This is a genomic window from Dorea sp. AGR2135 (assembly GCF_000420885.1).
Taxonomy (GTDB): Bacteria; Bacillota; Clostridia; order Lachnospirales; family Lachnospiraceae; genus Dorea; species Dorea formicigenerans.
In genome coordinates this window covers 43256-61422 of the sequence record NZ_ATVU01000010.1, presented here as the reverse complement: position 1 = coordinate 61422, position 18167 = coordinate 43256, and the positions used below count along the sequence as shown (strand labels likewise).

The following is an 18167-nucleotide window of genomic DNA, read 5'->3' as shown; positions in this document are numbered from 1 at the left end:
AGAATCAAGGAGAGAATCAAGTGCAAAAGAAACCAAGGAAACTCCATGGCGGAGATATTTACCGTCACCCGGACGTGATTGATTTTTCGGTAAATACGAATCCGTTAGGAACACCGGAATCGGTGAAACGTGCGGTACAGGAGAGCGTAGCAAAGATTGAGCATTATCCGGACGTAAGATGCGAAGCCCTCAGAGAAGCAATCAGCAGATTTGAACAAGTGAATATGGAAGAAATCCTCTGTGGAAATGGTGCGGCAGAGCTTTTTTTCGCGGCAGTGCAGGCAGTTTGGCCACAAAAAGCGCTGGTGATAGCACCTTCATTTTCAGAATATGAAGAAGCTCTAAGAAGTGTTGGCGCAGAAGTAGAATATTATTATCTGTGTGAGGAAGATAACTTTCAGATTCGGGAAGATTATGTGGATAAGCTTTCGGAAGAAATAGATATGATATTTTTGTGTAATCCGAATAATCCAACCGGACAGACCATTGACCGGGATATGTTGATTAAGATTCTGGATCGTTGTAAAAAGCAGAATATAGTTGTCATATTGGATGAGTGTTTCTTAGAATTCCTGGATGAACCAAACAGATATGAGATGTCAGATCTAAGGGGAGAATATCCAAACTTACTAATCATCAAAGCATTTACAAAAATATTCAGTATGCCGGGACTGCGTCTTGGTTATGCAATCAGCAGTAATCAGGATATTCTGGAAGAAATGTCCTGGAAGCTTCAACAGTGGAATGTGTCCGTTCCGGCACAGATGGCGGGAGTGGCAGCACTTGAAAAGCCAAAAGAATATATCAGACAGACAAGAGAATATGTATCTGGTCAGCGGGAGTATATGAGAAATATCATGAAGATGATGGGATATGTGGTATTTGCATCAAAAGCCAATTATCTGTTTTTCAAAGGAAGACCAGGACTTGAAAAAGAGGCACTGGAAGCAGGATTTCTGATCCGCGATTGTCAGAATTATGAAGGGTTGTCAGAAGGTTTTTACCGGATCGCAGTGCGGACAAAAGAAGAAAATGAGAGGTTGATCACATGGCTTGGAAGATTATGATACAGGGAACAATGTCTAATGCAGGAAAGAGTCTTCTCTGTGCGGGACTATGTAGGATATTTAAGCAGGATGGCTACAAAGTTGCACCGTTTAAATCGCAGAATATGGCATTGAATTCATTTATCACAGACAAAGGTCTGGAAATGGGACGCGCCCAGGTTGTACAGGCAGAAGCGGCAGGAATCGAGCCGGAAGTATCCATGAATCCAATCTTACTTAAGCCGACCAACGATGTTGGATCTCAGGTAATTGTAAATGGTGAAGTTTTGGGAAATATGAGTGCCCGTGATTATTTTAAATACAAAAAAGAATTGATTCCAGATGTGATGAAGGCTTTTCATAAACTGGAAGAAAATTATGACATCATTGTAATTGAAGGTGCGGGAAGTCCGGCGGAGATTAATTTGAAAGAAAATGATATTGTCAATATGGGGCTTGCAAAGATGGTAGATGCTCCGGTTCTCCTTGTCGGAGATATTGACCGGGGAGGAGTATTTGCACAGCTTCTTGGCACATTGCTTCTATTAGAGGAGGATGAAAAAGAACGTGTAAAAGGGCTGATCATCAATAAATTTCGCGGGGATAAGACGATTCTGGATCCCGGAATCGAGATGCTGGAGGAAAAAGGGAATGTTCCGGTTATAGGAGTAACGCCGTATCTTTATGTGGAGATTGAAGATGAGGACAGTCTGACAGAGCGTTTCACTTCAAAGAAAAGTGGCGGATTATTGGATATCGCAGTCATACGTACGCCAAGAATTTCTAATTTTACGGATTTTATGGCATTGGAAAATATTCCGGAAGTATCCCTTCGCTATGTGAAAAATGTGTCTGAATTCGGAACCCCGGATATGATTATTCTTCCGGGAACTAAAAATACAATGGGCGATTTAAAATGGATCCGTGAAAGTGGCTTGGAAGCATGTATTTTAAAAGCATCAGCGAGCGGAACTCCGGTTTGGGGAATCTGTGGTGGATACCAGATGCTGGGAGAAGTTTTATGTGACCCGGATCAGGTTGAGGACGGCGGAACGATGCAGGGCATGGGACTGCTGCCTTCGGAGACTGTATTTACCGGACAGAAAACTCGGACAAGAGTAAATGGAACATTTGCACATGTAGAAGGAATCTTTTCGGAGCTTTCTAATGTAGCATTTGAAGGATATGAAATTCATATGGGTGAGACAACATACGTGGAAGAAGTTATTTCCAAGGAGCATATGAGCCGGATTCAGGATACAGTCAGCGGTAAGATCAGTGAGGATGGTATCTCAGATGGAAATGTATATGGTACTTATATCCATGGCATTTTTGATATGGAAGGTGTTACCGACGTAATTGTTAAAGCACTGGCAAAGAAAAAAGGGATTACACTGGAAAAAGCATCTGGTATGGATCTGAAGTCATTTAAGGAAGAACAATATGATAAACTTGCTGATGGTATTCGTTCACATCTGGACATGGAGCGGATTTATGAGATTATGAAGGAAAATGTGGAGGAAAAGTAATGGCGATCGAATTGGAAAATGTACTTCCTTCTGAGATTGAGAAGAGGAGTTTTGAGATTATAACCGAAGAACTTACACAGAGTGGGATTGTATTGGATCCGGAAAAAGCACCGGTTATCAAGCGCTGTATCCATACTAGTGCAGATTTTGATTATGCGCAGAACCTTGTATTTTCGGAAAATGCAATTCCACGTGCAAAAGAAGCAATCCGTAATGGAGCATCCATTGTAACAGATACCCAGATGGGACGTTCCGGAATTAATAAAAAAAGACTGGCTCAGTACGGGGGACAGGTGCACTGCTTTATGTCTGATGAAGATGTGGCAGAAAAAGCAAAGCGCGACGGTACAACTCGTGCGGTAGCAAGCATGGAAAAAGCTTGTGAATTAGATGAAAAATTAATTTTTGCAATCGGAAATGCACCGACAGCACTCATTCATCTGTATGAGCTGATACGTGCCGGAAAAATCCGGCCAGAGCTGGTAATCGGAGTGCCGGTTGGATTTGTTAATGTCATTCAGTCAAAAGAATTAATTTTGGAATTGTCGGATACACCTTATATCGTAGCGCGGGGAAGAAAAGGTGGAAGTAATATTGCAGCATGTATCTGCAATGCATTGCTGTATAATCTTTAAGAACTCTGCCATTATAGTTTCTACAGACCGAATCCTGTTTCTGGTGTTTGCTGCGCCGCTTATTTCTGACTTTCATGGCAAACTCACCTAAAAAACAGGTTCAGACAGTGCCATGAAAGCCAGACTATGCTCGCAAACACTGCAGAACAGGACTCATGGTCTGGTAAAAAACTAAAATGACAGAGTTTTATAGATTTTGCAGGAAAATTTATAAATTGTGAAGGAGTGAGGAATGATATGGAGATTAAGTCAGCGGCTTTGATTGGTGTTGGTGCGGTAGGCTCATATTTTGCGTATGGGCTTCCAGCTAAGTTAGGAGACCGCTTTTGTGTAATTGCTTCTGGAAAGCGGAAAGAACGTCTGGAAAAAGAAGGAATCTATATTAACGGTGCGAGATGTCCACTGAATCTGAAAACAGCGCAGGAAGCGGGAAAAGTAGATCTGGTATTGGTTGCGACGAAGCAGACTGCACTTCCTGAGATTATGGATGATATCTGCGCACTTGTGGGTGAGAATACGATTGTCTTAAGTCTTTTAAATGGCGTGACCAGCGAGGAGATTATTGGAAATGAAATTGGTATGGAGCATATGTTATATTCTCTGATGAGGATTGATGCTGTCCGTGACGGCAATCATATGGAACTCCATTTTGACCGGATTGCCGGGGTATTCTTTGGAGAGAAGGATCATACGGAGCCGACAGAACGTGTACAGGCAGTGTTAGATCTTTTTGAAGGAACTTCAGTGAGAGCCAATTTTGTGTCGGATATTATGACAGATCTGTGGCTGAAATATGTAAGTAACGTTTCCCAGAATCTTCCACAGGCAATTCTTGGCGTAGGTTTTGGCGCATATAAAGATAGCGAACACGTGCGGGCTGTTGCAACTGGACTATGGCAGGAAGTGGTTCAGGTGGCAGCAAAAAAAGGTGTGCGGCTTCCGGAACGTTTACTTCTCTTTCACGGAACCGTGAAAGAGGCGAGGTTCTCAACTTTGCAGGATCTGGATGCAGGAAGACACACAGAGATTGATATTTTCGCAGGTGAGATGATGCGTATGGGAAAAGAGTATGAAATTCCTGTTCCATATTGTGAATATACTTATCATATGATCAAAGCCTTAGAAGAAAAAAATGACGGGAAATTTAACTATTAAAATTTGCTACTGATAAAACAAAAAAACAACCGTTTAAGCATAATAAACCACACTTGAAACAGAATCTATTGACTTGCTCTGTGAAAAATGTAGAATATAGTCAAACATATGGCACGGCCGTCCCATTGAATAAAGTCACATTTTAATAATTAACAGAGAAAAAGGTATATTCAGTGCAGATGAAATTTAAGAAGCACCGGATAATCTAAGAATGAGAAAGTGGGTTTCACAAATGGAAAATAAAAAGCGTTTTTCAATATCTCTGACAACTCAGATACTGATCGCTACTGCAGGTGGTATCGTGTTCGGATCACTGGTCGGCGAGTGGGCTTCTAACCTGAAGTTTATCGGAGATATCTTTATCAGACTGATTCAGATGTCAGTAGTACTGCTTGTTATGTCTGCTGTTGCTTCCGCAGTTGGTGGCGGCGATGGACAAGATGTTGGTAAGATGGGATTTCATACATTCAAATGGATCATTATCTTCACAGTTATTTCTGCTGGTTTAGGTGTAGCATTGTCTATGTTGTTACAGCCAGGCATCGGAGTTGAGATCGCAAGTGCAGCAGATGTAGCAAATTCATCTGTTGAGACGGGATCTATTCAGGATACGATCCTTGGATTTGTTCCAACAAACATCATTAATTCCATGGCTGAAGGATCCATGGTTCCATGTATCGTATTCTCTCTTTTCTTTGGAGTAGCTATGGGCGCTTACGCAAAAGAGAGTGGTAACCGTAATGTTATCGAGTGGGTACAGGGAATTAACGGTGTTATTACAAACATCATCAAAATTGTTATGAACGTTGCCCCGATCGGTATCTTTTGTCTGTTAGCTAATGTTGCCGGAACTACAGGATTTAAGGTAATCATTCCGATGCTCAAGTTCTTACTTGTACTTTTGATTGGTGATGCTATCCAGTTCCTGTTATTTGGACCATTTACAGCAGCAGTAACAAAAGTAAATCTTTTCAAGATGCCTAAGAAGTTTGCTAAAATGTCTATGATGGCAGTTACAACAACTTCCGGAGCTATCTGCCTTCCAACTAAGATGGAAGATGAAGTTACAAAATTCGGTATCAGCCGTAAAGTCGCTGATTTCACAGGACCGATTACGATGTCCATGAACAGTTGCGGTGCAGCTCAGTGTTATGTAGCAGCAATCTTCTTCATGGCTCAGTCCACAGGAATCCAGATGACACCATATCAGATGGGAATGGCAATTCTTCTTTCCTGCCTGATGTGCCTTGGTACAATTTCAGTACCAGGAGGATCTGTTATCGTATATACATTCCTTGCAACATCACTTGGTCTGCCACTTGAAAGTATTGCAGTATTGATCGGTATTGATTGGTTCGCAGGAATGTTCCGTACATTAATGAACGTAGATGTAGACGTTTTGATCGGTCTGCTTGTAGCAAGCAAGCTTGGTGAGCTTGACCGCGACGTATACAATGAAAAGAAGACTGTTACTTACTAAGACGCAGTCATATAATTAGCCGTTTCGCTAAAAACATCATTCATAAATAACAAAGACCTCCGGCATACTTCGATATGCCGGGGGTTTTTGTTTCTAAAGTTTCATGATATAATCAGCTGGGAGATGACTCCCATCGCTATAGGTGGTGAGAAACAAGCTGGTATCAGTGGTGGGAGTCAATCCCCTAGCTGATATAGCCTCCGGTAGGGCGCACATTGTCCGGTGGACAATGGTTTTGCGCCGACCGAAACGGAGTGTAGACTTGCAGAGGTGCGCAGTAGAAGTATGTCATGCAATTGCATGACGCGCACCTCGCAGCAAGAATGCCGAGGCATTCTTGAATTGTGAAAAGTATTGTAAAGGACAGACAGGAGGAAGGATACGTGTCAATCAAAGATATTGTATATGCATTGATTGTAAATATCGCATTGCTTGCGATCATAGCGAATCTTTTATCCAGGATCCAGACAGTGCAAAAATTGATTCTGCAGGAAAAAAGAGGGTTGAAAGGAGATCTGATATTATCAATGATTTTCGCAGGCCTGATTATTTTATCGACCTGCATCGGAGTGAAGATTACATCTTACAGTTTGAATACAAGAGTCATTGGTGCAATGTCTGCAGGACTTCTTGGAGGACCGTTAGTGGGATTATATTCTTCAGCCATAGGAGCAATATATGTACTTATCTTCTCGACACCGAGAGTATTTGCAAGGGGTTCTGCATTTGCTACAATTTTGTTCGGACTTTTGGGAGCAGGATTCTACCCTTATTTTCAACGAGGCAAGTGGAAATATACGGATCTGTTCCTGCTGGCATGTTTTGCAGAAATCTGTGACATGGCATCTCTGCTTCGCATGACAGTATCACTGGAAGTAGCAGTAGATACAATTGTAGATGCTGCACTTCCAATGATTATTATGAATGCGATTGGGATGATTGTATTTATTTCCAATTTTAACGGGGTATTTATTTTTCAGGATCTGGAAAGCTCCAGACAGATTCAGAAGATGTCTGTACTTTCCCAAAAATGTCTTCCGCTTTTGCAAGATGGCGGGTTGAATAAAGCAGAAAATATGAAGAAACTATCCGATATTATCTTGAAGGAAACGCAGTGGTCCGGCATTTTGTTTACAGACCGGGAAAAAGTCATACAGTGGCAGTGCAGAGCGAAAGATGAGCAGGCAATTTCCTATCAGGCAAAGTATGGAGATCCGGTTCCGGAAATCTGCAGACAGGCAATGGAAGAAGGAAAACTTGTCAAATACGAAGCGCAGACCGGAGAGAAAAAATGGATCCATACAGCGCAGGATTACTCGATCAGTTCGGTGCCATTTCAGGTGAAGAATCAGCCGGTCGGAAGTCTGACGGTATGGATGAAACGCCAGTGGATGGACAGAAAAAGTGAAATAGAGTTGTTACAGCATTTGATGACGCTTGGATCTTCACAGCTTGCGGTATTAGAACTGGAACAGCAGAAGAATTTGCTTGCACAAGCCGAATTTAAGGCATTGCAGTTTCAGGTGAATCCACATTTTTTATTTAATGCATTGAATACCATATCGTGGGTATGCAGGGAAAATCCGGAGGAAGCGAGGGAACTTCTGCTTACACTGGCAGATTATTTTCGTTATAATCTAAATTATGATGCATATATGGTTCCGCTAAGAGAAGAATTGGAACATGTCAAAGATTACCTTCAGATTGAGAAGGCAAGATTTGAGGAGAAGCTCCAGGTGACTTATGATGTGCCAGAGAAAATGGAAATTCTGGTTCCAACGTTGATCTTACAGCCGCTTGTAGAAAATGCAGTGCGATATGGAATTGACCGGACCGGATGCCGTTATGTCTATATTGGAATTACTGAGGAAGCAGATGCATACCGGGTAGAAATTTCAGATCATGGGAAAGGATTTCCAGAAGAAGTACTGGAAAAAATAGCAAAAGATGAACCGGTAGGAAGCAGCATCGGGCTTCAGAATGTACATAAGCGTATGAAGAGTGTATATGGAGAGGAACGTGGACTTCAGATTCAGAGTACGCCTAAGGGAAGTACTGTGAAGTTATACTTTTATAAAGGGGTGAAGGAAGCATGAGAATAGCGATCGTAGATGACGAAAGACCAGCAAGAAGTGAACTGAGGCATCAGATTCAGGAATTACTGAAAGAGGCAGAAATAGTAGAAGGAGACAGCGGTGCAGCAGCATTACAGCTTGCAGGAGACGGAAAGTATGAACTGTTCTTTCTCGATATCAACCTGGGAGATATATCAGGCACCGTACTTGTAAATGCAATTCACTATATGCAGCCACAGGCAAAAATCATATTTGTGACAGCTTATTCCGAATATGCAGTTGAGGCATTTGAATTGGGGGTAGAGGATTATGTAATGAAGCCCTTTGACCAGAAGCGAATTCAAAAAGTGTTGGATAGGTGTAAAGTTGGCGGGAAAGAAGAAAATGTGCAGCATGCAGATTCACAAAGCCAGGGAAAACAGGCACCCATCCGCCGCCTGGCAATCAACAGTGACGGAAGAACTATTATTGAAAATGTGGAAGATATTATTTACATTGAGACATATAACCGAGGCTGCAAGATTTACACAACAGAAGGGGAATACTGCGAAAACAAATCTATCGGAGAATATGAAAAGAAGCTGAATCCGGAACAGTTTTTCAGGATTCACAAAAGTATTATAATAAATCTCGATAAAGTGCGGGAAGTATTCCCATGGGGAAGTAACAGCTTCAGTTTGCGCATGCGGGGATATGAAGATCAGATCCTGCCAATTGCCAGAGATAAGACCAGGATATTAAAACAGCATTTAATGGGTCTGTAGATCAGCTGAATGAATTTGACACGTAGTGAAATGCAAAAGCACTACGTGTCAAATTGCGTTTTACGATGCCGCTTTTATCGGCATCCGTCCAGAATCTCGAAAAATTCGGGGTAAGATACATCAACGAACTGGCTGTCGTGTATGATGGTATCTCCATCGGCGCTAAGTGCTGCAATTGCAAAGGCCATGGCAATCCGGTGATCCAGATAACTGTTGATCTTTGCACCGTGAAGAGCACGTCCACCTTGAATGATCATTCCATCGTCAGTCGGGGTTATGTCAGCACCCATGGATCTTAAAGCCTCTGTTGTCGTGTCGATTCGATTTGTTTCTTTCACTTTTAATTCGGCTGCATCTTTGATGATAGTGGTACCTTCGGCGCAGGCTGCCATGACGGCAATCATTGGAATTTCGTCAATGAGCGTCGGAATCAATGCACCTTCTATCGTTGTGCCATGCAGTTTACTTGTACGGACAAGAATATCCGCGCGAGGTTCACCTCCCTCAAGTGATTCGTTGACCAGAGTAATGTCAGCGCCCATATTTCGGCACACTTCCAAAAAGCCTGCGCGGGTTTTGTTAATTCCTACATTTTTTACAAGCAGCTCAGAATCCAAGGTTAAAAGTCCGGCTGCAATAAAGTAAGCAGCGGAGGAGATGTCTCCCGGTACGCAGATAGACTGACCGTATAGTTCCTGACATGGTTTTACATGTGCTGTGGCAGTACCGTCAGGGTTGACTGTGGAAGTGATATCAGCACCAAAGCTTTTCAGCATCAGTTCTGTGTGATTTCTGGACAAAGCCGGTTCTGTAACAGAAGTCTCGCCATCTGCATAAAGTCCTGCAAGAAGTATGGCAGATTTGACCTGTGCGGAAGCTATCGGTGAAGTGTAATCGATTCCATGCAGCGTGCCTGGTTCTATTTTTAACGGAGCACACAGATTACCGTTTACACTTGTGATATGTGCTCCCATCTGAGTGAGAGGTGTAATAACACGACCCATTGGCCGGGAGTTCAAAGATGCATCACCGGACATCACGCTTGTAAAATCCTGGGCAGACAAAATACCAGACATCAGGCGAGTTGTTGTGCCACTGTTCCCTACATTTAAAATATCTTTTGGTGCGGCCAGACCGTGCATGCCTTTTCCGTGAACAATGATTTTCTCTGGAGTACGGTCAATTTGAATCCCCATAGACTGGAAACAGCCGATAGTAGACAGGCAGTCAGCACCTTCTAAAAAGTTAGTGATTTCTGTTGTGCCAAGTGCAAGTGCACCTAACATAATGGAACGGTGGGAGATGGACTTGTCTCCCGGGATCATAATTTCGCCATGCAATCCTTTGCATGGGCAGATAATTCTATCGCTCATATACAATATACCTGAATTTCTGCAGTAACTCTGCGGCCTTCTTAGAGGAAGACTCATCGTAGAATTCTATACGCAGAACCCCTTCTTCAAATTCTCTGTTGTGCACAATTCCTATATTCTTGATACTGAGACCATTCGAAGCGAGGATTGTTGCAATGGCTGCGATTCCACCAGCTTCATCAATAATATCACAGTATACTTCAAATGCCTTTTTAATCGGACCAGACGATGCTCCCGGAAGTGAATTCCGGTATATTCTGGAGGAATCAAACCAGTCATAGATTGCCTGCCCATCTCCGGAATCAATCATGCTCTTTACTTCTTCCAGATATTTAATATAAGAAGCAAGAATCTGTGAAATGTTGTCTTTATTCTTTAGACAAATGTGTTGCCACATGGTCGGTGAGGAGGAGGCAATACGTGTGATATCTTTAAATCCTCCGGCAGCCAGACGTTTCATCAACTCGCTTTTTGTATCGCTGTCCTTTACGTAATTGACCAGCGTTGCAGCAATGATATGCGGCAGATGACTGATAGTGCCTGTAATATAGTCATGTTCTTTGTAGTCCAGAATAATTGGAAGTGCATGGATCGTAGAGACAAGCTGCTCATATTTATCTATTTTTTCCTGAGATACTTCTTTTGAAGGAGTCAGAACAAAATAAGCATTTTCCAGAATCATTGCTTTGGAATTGGCATAACCGCTTTTTTCAGAGCCAGCCATCGGGTGTCCTCCGATGAAATATTTCTCAATGCCAAGCTTAATAACTTCCTCATGGATATTCGTTTTTACACTGCCTACATCGGTCAGAATACAAGCGTCGTTCAGATATTCTGTCAACTGCTTCAGATATGCTACATTAAAAGCAACCGGCGCGCATAAAAATATGTAGGAACAGTTGCGAAAATTATCATCAATAGTAGTTGCCGCAACATCAATGACGGATTCCTGGGTAGCGAGTGCCAGAGCTTCTTTATTTTTATCAAAGGCTACGATTTCGTAATCCGGAAAGTAGGTTCGAATTGCTTTTGCAAGAGAACCACCGATGAGTCCGAGACCGATAAAGCCGACCTTTTCTTTCATAGTAAAACCTCCTGGTGTTTCATAAGACAAAAAATATGTCTGTCAATTATTGTAACTTGCTTACTTATGATTTGTCAATGCTTTGTTACTTTAAAGTAACAAAGCAAAAACTGAATTTTAAGGCAAAAATGTTTGTACATCGCAAAAGTTAGAAAATTAATCAATATTTCATATAATATTTGCACAAAATAGTTGTAATAATTTGATTTGTTTAGTACAATATACACATGGGATATCAGGAAGAAGTATTATAAAGAATTCTTGAGAATTACTACATAATATAAGGAGGCAACCAATATGAAAGTTTACAGAACGGACGAGATCAGAAATGTTGTCCTGTTAGGGCACGGGGGCAGTGGTAAGACAAGTCTTGTTGAGGCCATGGCGTATGTATCAGGCGCAACGAATCGTATGGGAAAAGTAGCGGACAAGAATACGATCAGTGATTTTGATAAGGAAGAACAGAAACGTGGATTTTCTCTTAGCACTACCCTGACACCAATCGAATGGGAAAAGGCAAAGATCAATGTGTTAGATACTCCGGGATATTTTGATTTTGTAGGAGAAGTGGAAGAGGCAGTCAGTGCAGCAGATGCGGCAGTTATTGTTGTATCCGGTAAAGCAGGTGTAGAGGTCGGAACAGAAAAAGCCTGGGCGCTTTGTGACAAGTACAATCTTCCAAGAATGGTATATGTAACAGAGATGGATGTGGATGATGCCAGCTTCAGACAGGTCGTTCAGGATCTGACAGATAAATTTGGTAAAGTCATTGCACCACATTTCCAGCCAATCCGTGAGAATGAGAAACTGGTCGGATATGTCAATGTCATCAAGAATGCAGGACGCCGTTATACAGGTCTTGGACAGAGAGAGGAATGTGAGATTCCAGATTACTGTAAACCGAACCTGGAGATGTACCGTGAGAAGCTTCTGGAAGCAGTCGCAGAGATTAGTGACGAATATATGGAGCGCTATTTTGCAGGAGACGAGTTCTCGGTAGAAGAAATCCGTTCTGCCATGAGAACAGAGGTTATGGAAGGAAGTATTGTCCCAGTGGCTATGGGATCTAATATCCAGGCACAGGGCGTCGCCAATCTTCTGTCCGATATTGTAAGATTCTTCCCAAGTCCGGACTGGAGAGAATGTGCAGGTATCAATCGCAAGACAAATGAGATTTATGAAGCGAATTATGATTTCGCAAGAGCCAAATCGGCTTATGTATTTAAGACAATGGTTGATCCGTTTATTGGAAAATATTCATTTATTAAAGTTTGCTCCGGTGTATTAAAAGGTGACGATACACTTTATAATGCAGATACAGATACAGATGAGAAGCTTGGTAAGATTTACACGATGTTCGGTAACAAACCTGTGGAAGTCAGTGAGCTGTTTGCAGGAGATATCGGTGCCATCGCAAAACTGACCGCAACAAGAACAGGGGATACATTGTCCACAAAGACAACACCGGTTCTTTATGGTAAGACAGAATATTCAAAACCTTATACATATATGAAATATGTAACAAAGAATAAAGGCGATGAAGATAAAGTATCTCAGGCACTTCAGAAAATGATGGCAGAAGATGTAACACTTAAGGTAGTCAACGACAGCGAGAATCGTCAGGCACTTCTTTATGGTATTGGAGATCAGCATCTGGAGATTGCAGTCAGCAAGTTATTAGACCGTTACAAATGCGAAGTAACACTGGAGACTCCGAAGGTTGCATTCCGTGAGACAATCTGCAAACAGTCTGATGTAGACAGCAAATATAAAAAACAATCTGGTGGACATGGGCAGTACGGACATGTGAAGATGCGCTTTGCTCCGTCAGGAGACCTGGAAAAACCTTATGAATTTGATGAAGAAGTTGTAGGAGGAGCAGTTCCAAAGAATTATTTCCCGGCAGTAGAAAAAGGACTTCAGGAATCTGTAGTGAAAGGTCCTCTTGCAGGATACCCGGTTGTTGGTGTCAAAGCTACACTTTACGATGGATCTTACCACCCGGTAGACTCTTCTGAGATGGCATTTAAGACTGCTACGATCCAGGCATTTAAGAAAGGATTTATGGAGGCATCTCCAGTACTTCTTGAGCCAATCGTATCTGTGAAAGTAACAGTTCCGGATGAGTACACCGGAGATGTAATGGGAGATCTTAACAAGAGACGTGGCCGTGTGCTTGGTATGACGCCGGTTGGCGCAGGAAATCAGATCGTAGAAGCAGATGTCCCGATGACAGGATTATTCGGATACTGCACGACATTACGCTCTATGACAGGTGGACGAGGAACTTATGAATATACATTTGCACGTTATGAACAGGCACCTTCAGAAGTACAAGAAGCAGAGATCGCAAAAAGGGCCGCTGAAGAATAGAAAGATAAGAAAAAGTTAATTAAAGTTTTAACAGGAGAAAAGCCCGTTTAGGGCTTTTTTTCTGTGATTAAAAGTGCTATAATCTCTATGCCTATATACGTTCGACTTGAAAAATAGTAATTTTCAGGCATTCAGTGAAAATATAAAGAAGAATATAACGAGGGATAAGAAATGAAAATAGTGATTATCGGCGATGGAAAGGTAGGTCATAAGCTGACAACACAGTTGTCAGAAGAAGATTATGACATTACCCTGATTGACCAAAATGCCGGGAAGCTGAAAGCAGCTTTGAACAATCTGGACATTTTCTGTATTAATGGAAATGGTGCGGATGCAGAAGTTTTAAAACAGGCGGATGTGCCGCATGCAGACATTGTGATTGCATGTACATCTACAGATGAGATGAATATGATCAGTTGTCTTCTGGCAAAGCGACTTGGTGCCAAGCATACCATTGCAAGGGTGAGAAATCCTCTTTATTATCGCCAGATGGAATTGTTGAAGGAAGACCTGCATCTTAGTATGGCGGTCAATCCAGAGCTGGCAGCAGCTAATGAGATATCAAGAATGTTGCTTTTCCCAGAGGCGAATAAAGTCGAATCATTCATGAAAGGAAGAGTGGAACTGGTAGAGTTCCCGATTTCTGAGATAAGCCCGATCGTGGGATTATCACTGGCAGAGATCAACAAGAAATATGAATTCCAGATTCTTGTATGCGCCATCAAGCGTGGTGAGCAGGTCTATATTCCGGATGGTAATTTTGTAATTGAAAAGGGAGACCGTATGCATGTGGTCGCATCACATCAGAATCTGAAATCGTTCTTCCGTGCACTTGGACATAAGGAAGAGAAAGTGAAGAAGGTTATGATCTGTGGCGGCGGTCATGTATGTTTTTATCTTGCAGTTCAGTTGCAGCAGGCTGGCATGCAGGTGAAGATCATCGAGCAGAATCAGGCAAGATGTGAGGAATTGTGTGAATTACTTCCGAAGGCAACGATTATTCATGGAGATGCGACGGATCAGGAGCTTTTGATTGAAGAAGGTCTTGAGAATGCCAATGCCATTGTTGCCCTGACCGGCATGGATGAAGAGAATATTATGATGGCACTTTTTGCAAAGACAAGAGGGATCAAGAAAATTGTTGCGAAGGTCAATGCAGATACAAGAGCACAGATGGTAGAGAGCCTTGGAATTGAGAGTACGGTTTCTGCCAAGAGCGCGACAGCAGATGCAATCCTTGCTTACGTTAAGGCAAGAATGAATTCTTACAGCAGTGCCAATATTGAGACGATGTATCGCCTGCTGAATGGTAAGATTGTAGCACAGGAATACATCATTAACAAAGAATGTGATTTTACCAATATTCCGTTAAAAGATCTGCCTACTAAGCCGAATAACCTGATTGCATGTATCGGACGCCACAGAAAAATTATCATTCCGAATGGTGACGATCATCTGGAAGCCGGTGACAGTGTCATTGTGATCGCGAAAGAGCACACGATCAATGATTTCAAGGATATACTTGCGTAGGGAGTCATAAGATATGAATGGAAAAATGGTACGTTATATCCTTGGCAGAATGCTGGGGGTGGAAGCATTGCTCTTGCTTCTTCCGGCATTTGTAGGAATATTATATGGGGAAGAAAAAGAAGCCCTGTCATTTGTGATACCGGCAGTGATTCTGACATGCATTTTTGTAATAGCCGGAAGAAAGAGACCGGAGGGACAGGTGATTTATGGAAAGGAAGGGATGGTTGTTGTTGCCAGTGCCTGGATCACATGGTCCTTATTCGGAGCACTTCCATTTACATTGTCTGGAAGTATTCCGAATTTTGTAGATGCATTTTTTGAGACGGTATCTGGATTTACAACAACTGGATCTTCCGTTTTAAGAGACGTAGAAGCATTACCACAGTGCATGCTGTTCTGGCGAAGTTTCACTCACTGGATCGGAGGTATGGGAGTGCTTGTCTTTGTTCTGATGCTGACGAATCTGGACAAGAAGAATTCCATGTATCTAATGCGTGCAGAAGTTCCGGGACCGGAGAAAGATAAGCTTGTTCCAAAGACTAAAACGACAGCAAGAATTCTGTATGGAATTTATTTTGGATTGACACTGATTCTGGTCATTTTTCTTATGTTTGGAGGAATGAATCTGTTTGACAGTCTGATCCATGCGTTTGGCTCTGCAGGAACCGGAGGATTTTCCAATTATGCAGACAGTGTAGGACATTTTGACAGTGCATATATTGACTACGTTATTTCAATTTTTATGATTCTGTTTGGAATCAACTTTAACCTGTATTATTTTATGCTCCTGGGAGACTTTAAAGCATTCTGGAAAAATGAAGAACTTCGAGTGTATCTTGGAATTATTGCGACAGCAACAATTCTGATCACTTTGAATACAAATCAGATGTATGGCAGTATCATGAAAGCATTCCGGTACGCCTTGTTCCAGGTATCAACGATCATTACGACAACGGGTTATGCGACGACAGATTTCAATCTTTGGCCGACATTCTCCCAGTGTATTGTAGTGCTGCTGATGATCATTGGAGCCTGTGCATCTTCCACCGGAGGCGGGATTAAAGTGTCACGTCTCATGATTGTATTCAAAGGAGTAAAACGAGAAATCAAGCAGCTTGTGCATCCGAAATCTGTGAATCTGATCCGGATCAATAGAAAGAAGATCAGCGATGAGACTTTACGAGGGGTCTATGTATATCTGATGGCATATGCACTGCTGGCAATTGTATCTGTGTTGATCATTTCTTTGGATAATCAGGACTTTACTACGACATTTACATCTGTAATGGCAACACTTAATAATATCGGACCGGGACTTTCGGCAGTCGGACCGACTGGAAATTTTGCAGATTTTTCAATCTTGTCAAAGATTGTATTCTGTATAGATATGCTTGCAGGACGTCTGGAAATCTTCCCGTTCCTTACTTTCCTTACTATGTTTGCATGGAAGAGAAAGTTTTAAAAGGAGAAAGTTATGAAAACAAAGACAAAAGGTTTAATAGCCCTGATTGTGGTAATCGTTGCAGCAATTTATTATTATGTGACTATACCGGCAATCAACATTCACTCTACAGATACGTGGGGAGCAGTATTATTTCTAATCGTAATAGCTTTAATTGTGAAACTCTTTTTTTATGGATTCAGAAATCCTGCGAAAATTCGTATCAGCGATTTGAAAGAGAGCAAAATACTCCGGGCAGGCGTGATACTTTTGCTTGTGCTTGGTGCAGTTTATTTCATTGGAAGTATTTTATCTTCCCCGATTGTTAATGCGAAGAAATATCAGAAGCTGATGAAGATAGAGCAGGGAAATTTTACAGAAGATGTAGAAGAGCTTTCCTTTGATAAGATTCCGCTTCTGGACAGAGATACTGCCGCACTTTTGGGAGACCGTAAGATGGGAAGTATGGTAGATATGGTTTCACAGTTTGAGGCAGATGACATCTATTCCCAGATTAATTATAAGGATAATCCGGTGCGTGTAACGCCACTTCGATATGCCAGTATTATTAAGTGGTTTACGAACCGTTCAGAAGGAATACCGGCATATATTCGTATTAATATGGCAAATCAGAATACAGAGCTTGTAAAGCTGGATAAAGGCATGAAATATGTGAACAGTGAGTACTTTAACCGGAACATTTACCGGCATCTGCGATTTGCACATCCGACATACATTTACGGGGATTTGAGCTTTGAAATTGATGATGATGGTGTGCCATACTGGATCGCGCCGGTGAAAAAATATAACATCGGTCTGTTTGGCGGTGAGACGATCGGTAAAGTTGTGATCTGTAATGCTATTACTGGTGAAACAACGACTTATAAGACAACAGATGTTCCGGAGTGGGTAGACAGAGTCTATTCTGCAGATCTTCTTGTCAATCTGTTTGACTATTATGGAACACTGAAACATGGATTTTTCAACAGTGTGCTGAGCCAGAAAGATTGCCTGAAGACAACAGATGGTTACAATTATCTTGCACTGGACGATGACGTATGGATGTACACAGGCGTGACTTCGGTCAACGGAGATCAGTCTAATGTTGGATTTGTATTATCCAATCAGAGAACAATGGAAACAAAGTATTATGAATGTGAGGGAGCAACAGAAGCTTCCGCTATGTCTTCAGCAGAAGGGCAGGTGCAGAATCTGAAGTATACCGCAACATTTCCACTGCTTCTTAATATATCCGGAGAGCCGACTTATTTTATCGCATTAAAGGATGATGCGGGACTGGTTAAGAAATATGCCATGGTAAACGTGCAGAAATATCAGATCGTTGCTATCGGAGACAGTGTGAGTCAGTGTGAGGACAATTATCTGAATCTGCTCTTAAGCAATGGTGTGAAAGAAGAAGCGAAGGACGACAGAGAGATTGAGACAATCACCGGAGAGATTACAAAGATTGCACAGGCGGTCATTGATGGAACTTCTCATTATTATCTGATGATTGATGGTTCAGAGGATATTTTCGATGTGTCTGTAGTTGATTACATTGATGTAGTCCGGTGTGAAGCAGGACAGACTGTGACGATGGAATATAAGAAAGGCGAGAAGGCAGATACAGTTGTAAGCCTTAAAATTAAGTAACATTTGTGAATAAAATGAAAAATACAGCG

Annotated in this window: 13 protein-coding genes; 11 read left to right on the top strand and 2 right to left on the bottom strand. The window is 41.9% G+C overall.

Annotated features, from left to right (window positions below):
- The first annotated feature begins 20 nt into the window (after positions 1-20).
- The 7 genes from G593_RS0108200 to G593_RS0108170 all read left to right on the top strand — a co-directional run bounded on the left by G593_RS0108200 (position 21) and on the right by G593_RS0108170 (position 8684).
- Complete coding sequence (locus G593_RS0108200) at positions 21-1067, top strand: pyridoxal phosphate-dependent aminotransferase (RefSeq protein WP_029731359.1); 1047 nt, start codon at positions 21-23, stop codon at positions 1065-1067.
- Positions 1049-2575: a cobyric acid synthase gene (locus G593_RS0108195; protein ID WP_029731358.1), complete on the top strand. Its 1527-nt coding sequence runs from the start codon at positions 1049-1051 to the stop codon at positions 2573-2575. Before G593_RS0108200 ends, G593_RS0108195 begins: the two co-directional genes overlap by 19 nt.
- On the top strand, positions 2575-3210 hold the full coding sequence (locus tag G593_RS0108190; RefSeq protein WP_029731357.1) for a precorrin-8X methylmutase: 636 nt from the start codon (positions 2575-2577) through the stop codon (positions 3208-3210). Before G593_RS0108195 ends, G593_RS0108190 begins: the two co-directional genes overlap by 1 nt.
- A gap of 237 nt (positions 3211-3447) precedes the next feature.
- On the top strand, positions 3448-4365 hold the full coding sequence (locus G593_RS0108185; RefSeq protein WP_022279853.1) for a ketopantoate reductase family protein: 918 nt from the start codon (positions 3448-3450) through the stop codon (positions 4363-4365).
- Between the two features lie 232 nt (positions 4366-4597).
- On the top strand, positions 4598-5845 hold the full coding sequence (locus tag G593_RS0108180; protein ID WP_029731356.1) for a dicarboxylate/amino acid:cation symporter: 1248 nt from the start codon (positions 4598-4600) through the stop codon (positions 5843-5845).
- 383 nt (positions 5846-6228) lie between these two features.
- Positions 6229-7941, top strand: coding sequence for a histidine kinase (locus tag G593_RS0108175; RefSeq protein ID WP_242827066.1), 1713 nt, complete (start codon positions 6229-6231; stop codon positions 7939-7941).
- Positions 7938-8684 (top strand): LytR/AlgR family response regulator transcription factor, encoded by a 747-nt coding sequence (locus tag G593_RS0108170; protein ID WP_029731354.1) that lies wholly within the window; start codon positions 7938-7940, stop codon positions 8682-8684. The genes G593_RS0108175 and G593_RS0108170 overlap by 4 nt, the downstream gene beginning before the upstream one ends.
- A gap of 74 nt (positions 8685-8758) precedes the next feature.
- Here the strand turns inward: G593_RS0108170 and aroA are convergent, their stop codons facing one another.
- On the bottom strand, positions 8759-10057 hold the full coding sequence (gene aroA, locus G593_RS0108165) for a 3-phosphoshikimate 1-carboxyvinyltransferase (RefSeq protein WP_029731353.1): 1299 nt from the start codon (positions 10055-10057) through the stop codon (positions 8759-8761).
- Positions 10047-11141, bottom strand: coding sequence for a prephenate dehydrogenase (locus G593_RS0108160; protein WP_005334100.1), 1095 nt, complete (start codon positions 11139-11141; stop codon positions 10047-10049). The genes aroA and G593_RS0108160 overlap by 11 nt, the downstream gene beginning before the upstream one ends.
- A 297-nt stretch (positions 11142-11438) precedes the next feature.
- Here G593_RS0108160 and G593_RS0108155 point away from each other — a divergent pair, with 297 nt between their 5' ends.
- The 4 genes from G593_RS0108155 to G593_RS0108140 all read left to right on the top strand — a co-directional run bounded on the left by G593_RS0108155 (position 11439) and on the right by G593_RS0108140 (position 18138).
- Entirely contained in the window at positions 11439-13514 is a 2076-nt protein-coding gene (locus G593_RS0108155) for an elongation factor G (protein ID WP_029731352.1), read from the top strand.
- Positions 13515-13685: 171 nt separating this feature from the next.
- A complete protein-coding gene (trkA, locus tag G593_RS0108150) occupies positions 13686-15044 on the top strand; it encodes a Trk system potassium transporter TrkA (protein WP_029731351.1) in 1359 nt (452 codons plus the stop codon).
- Positions 15045-15057: 13 nt separating this feature from the next.
- Positions 15058-16506, top strand: coding sequence for a TrkH family potassium uptake protein (locus G593_RS0108145; RefSeq protein WP_022279846.1), 1449 nt, complete (start codon positions 15058-15060; stop codon positions 16504-16506).
- A 12-nt stretch (positions 16507-16518) separates the two neighbouring features.
- Complete coding sequence (locus tag G593_RS0108140; RefSeq protein ID WP_005338773.1) at positions 16519-18138, top strand: hypothetical protein; 1620 nt, start codon at positions 16519-16521, stop codon at positions 18136-18138.
- Positions 18139-18167: the final 29 nt, after the last annotated feature.

What these genes read in the sequence shown, in the direction of transcription:
- G593_RS0108195 (WP_029731358.1), top strand. Translation starts at nt 1,049, where the DNA reads ATGGCTTGGAAGATTATGATACAGGGAACAATGTCTAATGCAGGAAAG.
- G593_RS0108190 (WP_029731357.1), top strand. Translation starts at nt 2,575, where the DNA reads ATGGCGATCGAATTGGAAAATGTACTTCCTTCTGAGATTGAGAAGAGG.
- G593_RS0108185 (WP_022279853.1), top strand. Translation starts at nt 3,448, where the DNA reads ATGGAGATTAAGTCAGCGGCTTTGATTGGTGTTGGTGCGGTAGGCTCA.
- G593_RS0108180 (WP_029731356.1), top strand. Translation starts at nt 4,598, where the DNA reads ATGGAAAATAAAAAGCGTTTTTCAATATCTCTGACAACTCAGATACTG.
- G593_RS0108170 (WP_029731354.1), top strand. Translation starts at nt 7,938, where the DNA reads ATGAGAATAGCGATCGTAGATGACGAAAGACCAGCAAGAAGTGAACTG.
- aroA (WP_029731353.1), bottom strand. Translation starts at nt 10,057, where the DNA reads ATGAGCGATAGAATTATCTGCCCATGCAAAGGATTGCATGGCGAAATT.
- G593_RS0108160 (WP_005334100.1), bottom strand. Translation starts at nt 11,141, where the DNA reads ATGAAAGAAAAGGTCGGCTTTATCGGTCTCGGACTCATCGGTGGTTCT.
- G593_RS0108155 (WP_029731352.1), top strand. Translation starts at nt 11,439, where the DNA reads ATGAAAGTTTACAGAACGGACGAGATCAGAAATGTTGTCCTGTTAGGG.
- trkA (WP_029731351.1), top strand. Translation starts at nt 13,686, where the DNA reads ATGAAAATAGTGATTATCGGCGATGGAAAGGTAGGTCATAAGCTGACA.
- G593_RS0108145 (WP_022279846.1), top strand. Translation starts at nt 15,058, where the DNA reads ATGAATGGAAAAATGGTACGTTATATCCTTGGCAGAATGCTGGGGGTG.
- G593_RS0108140 (WP_005338773.1), top strand. Translation starts at nt 16,519, where the DNA reads ATGAAAACAAAGACAAAAGGTTTAATAGCCCTGATTGTGGTAATCGTT.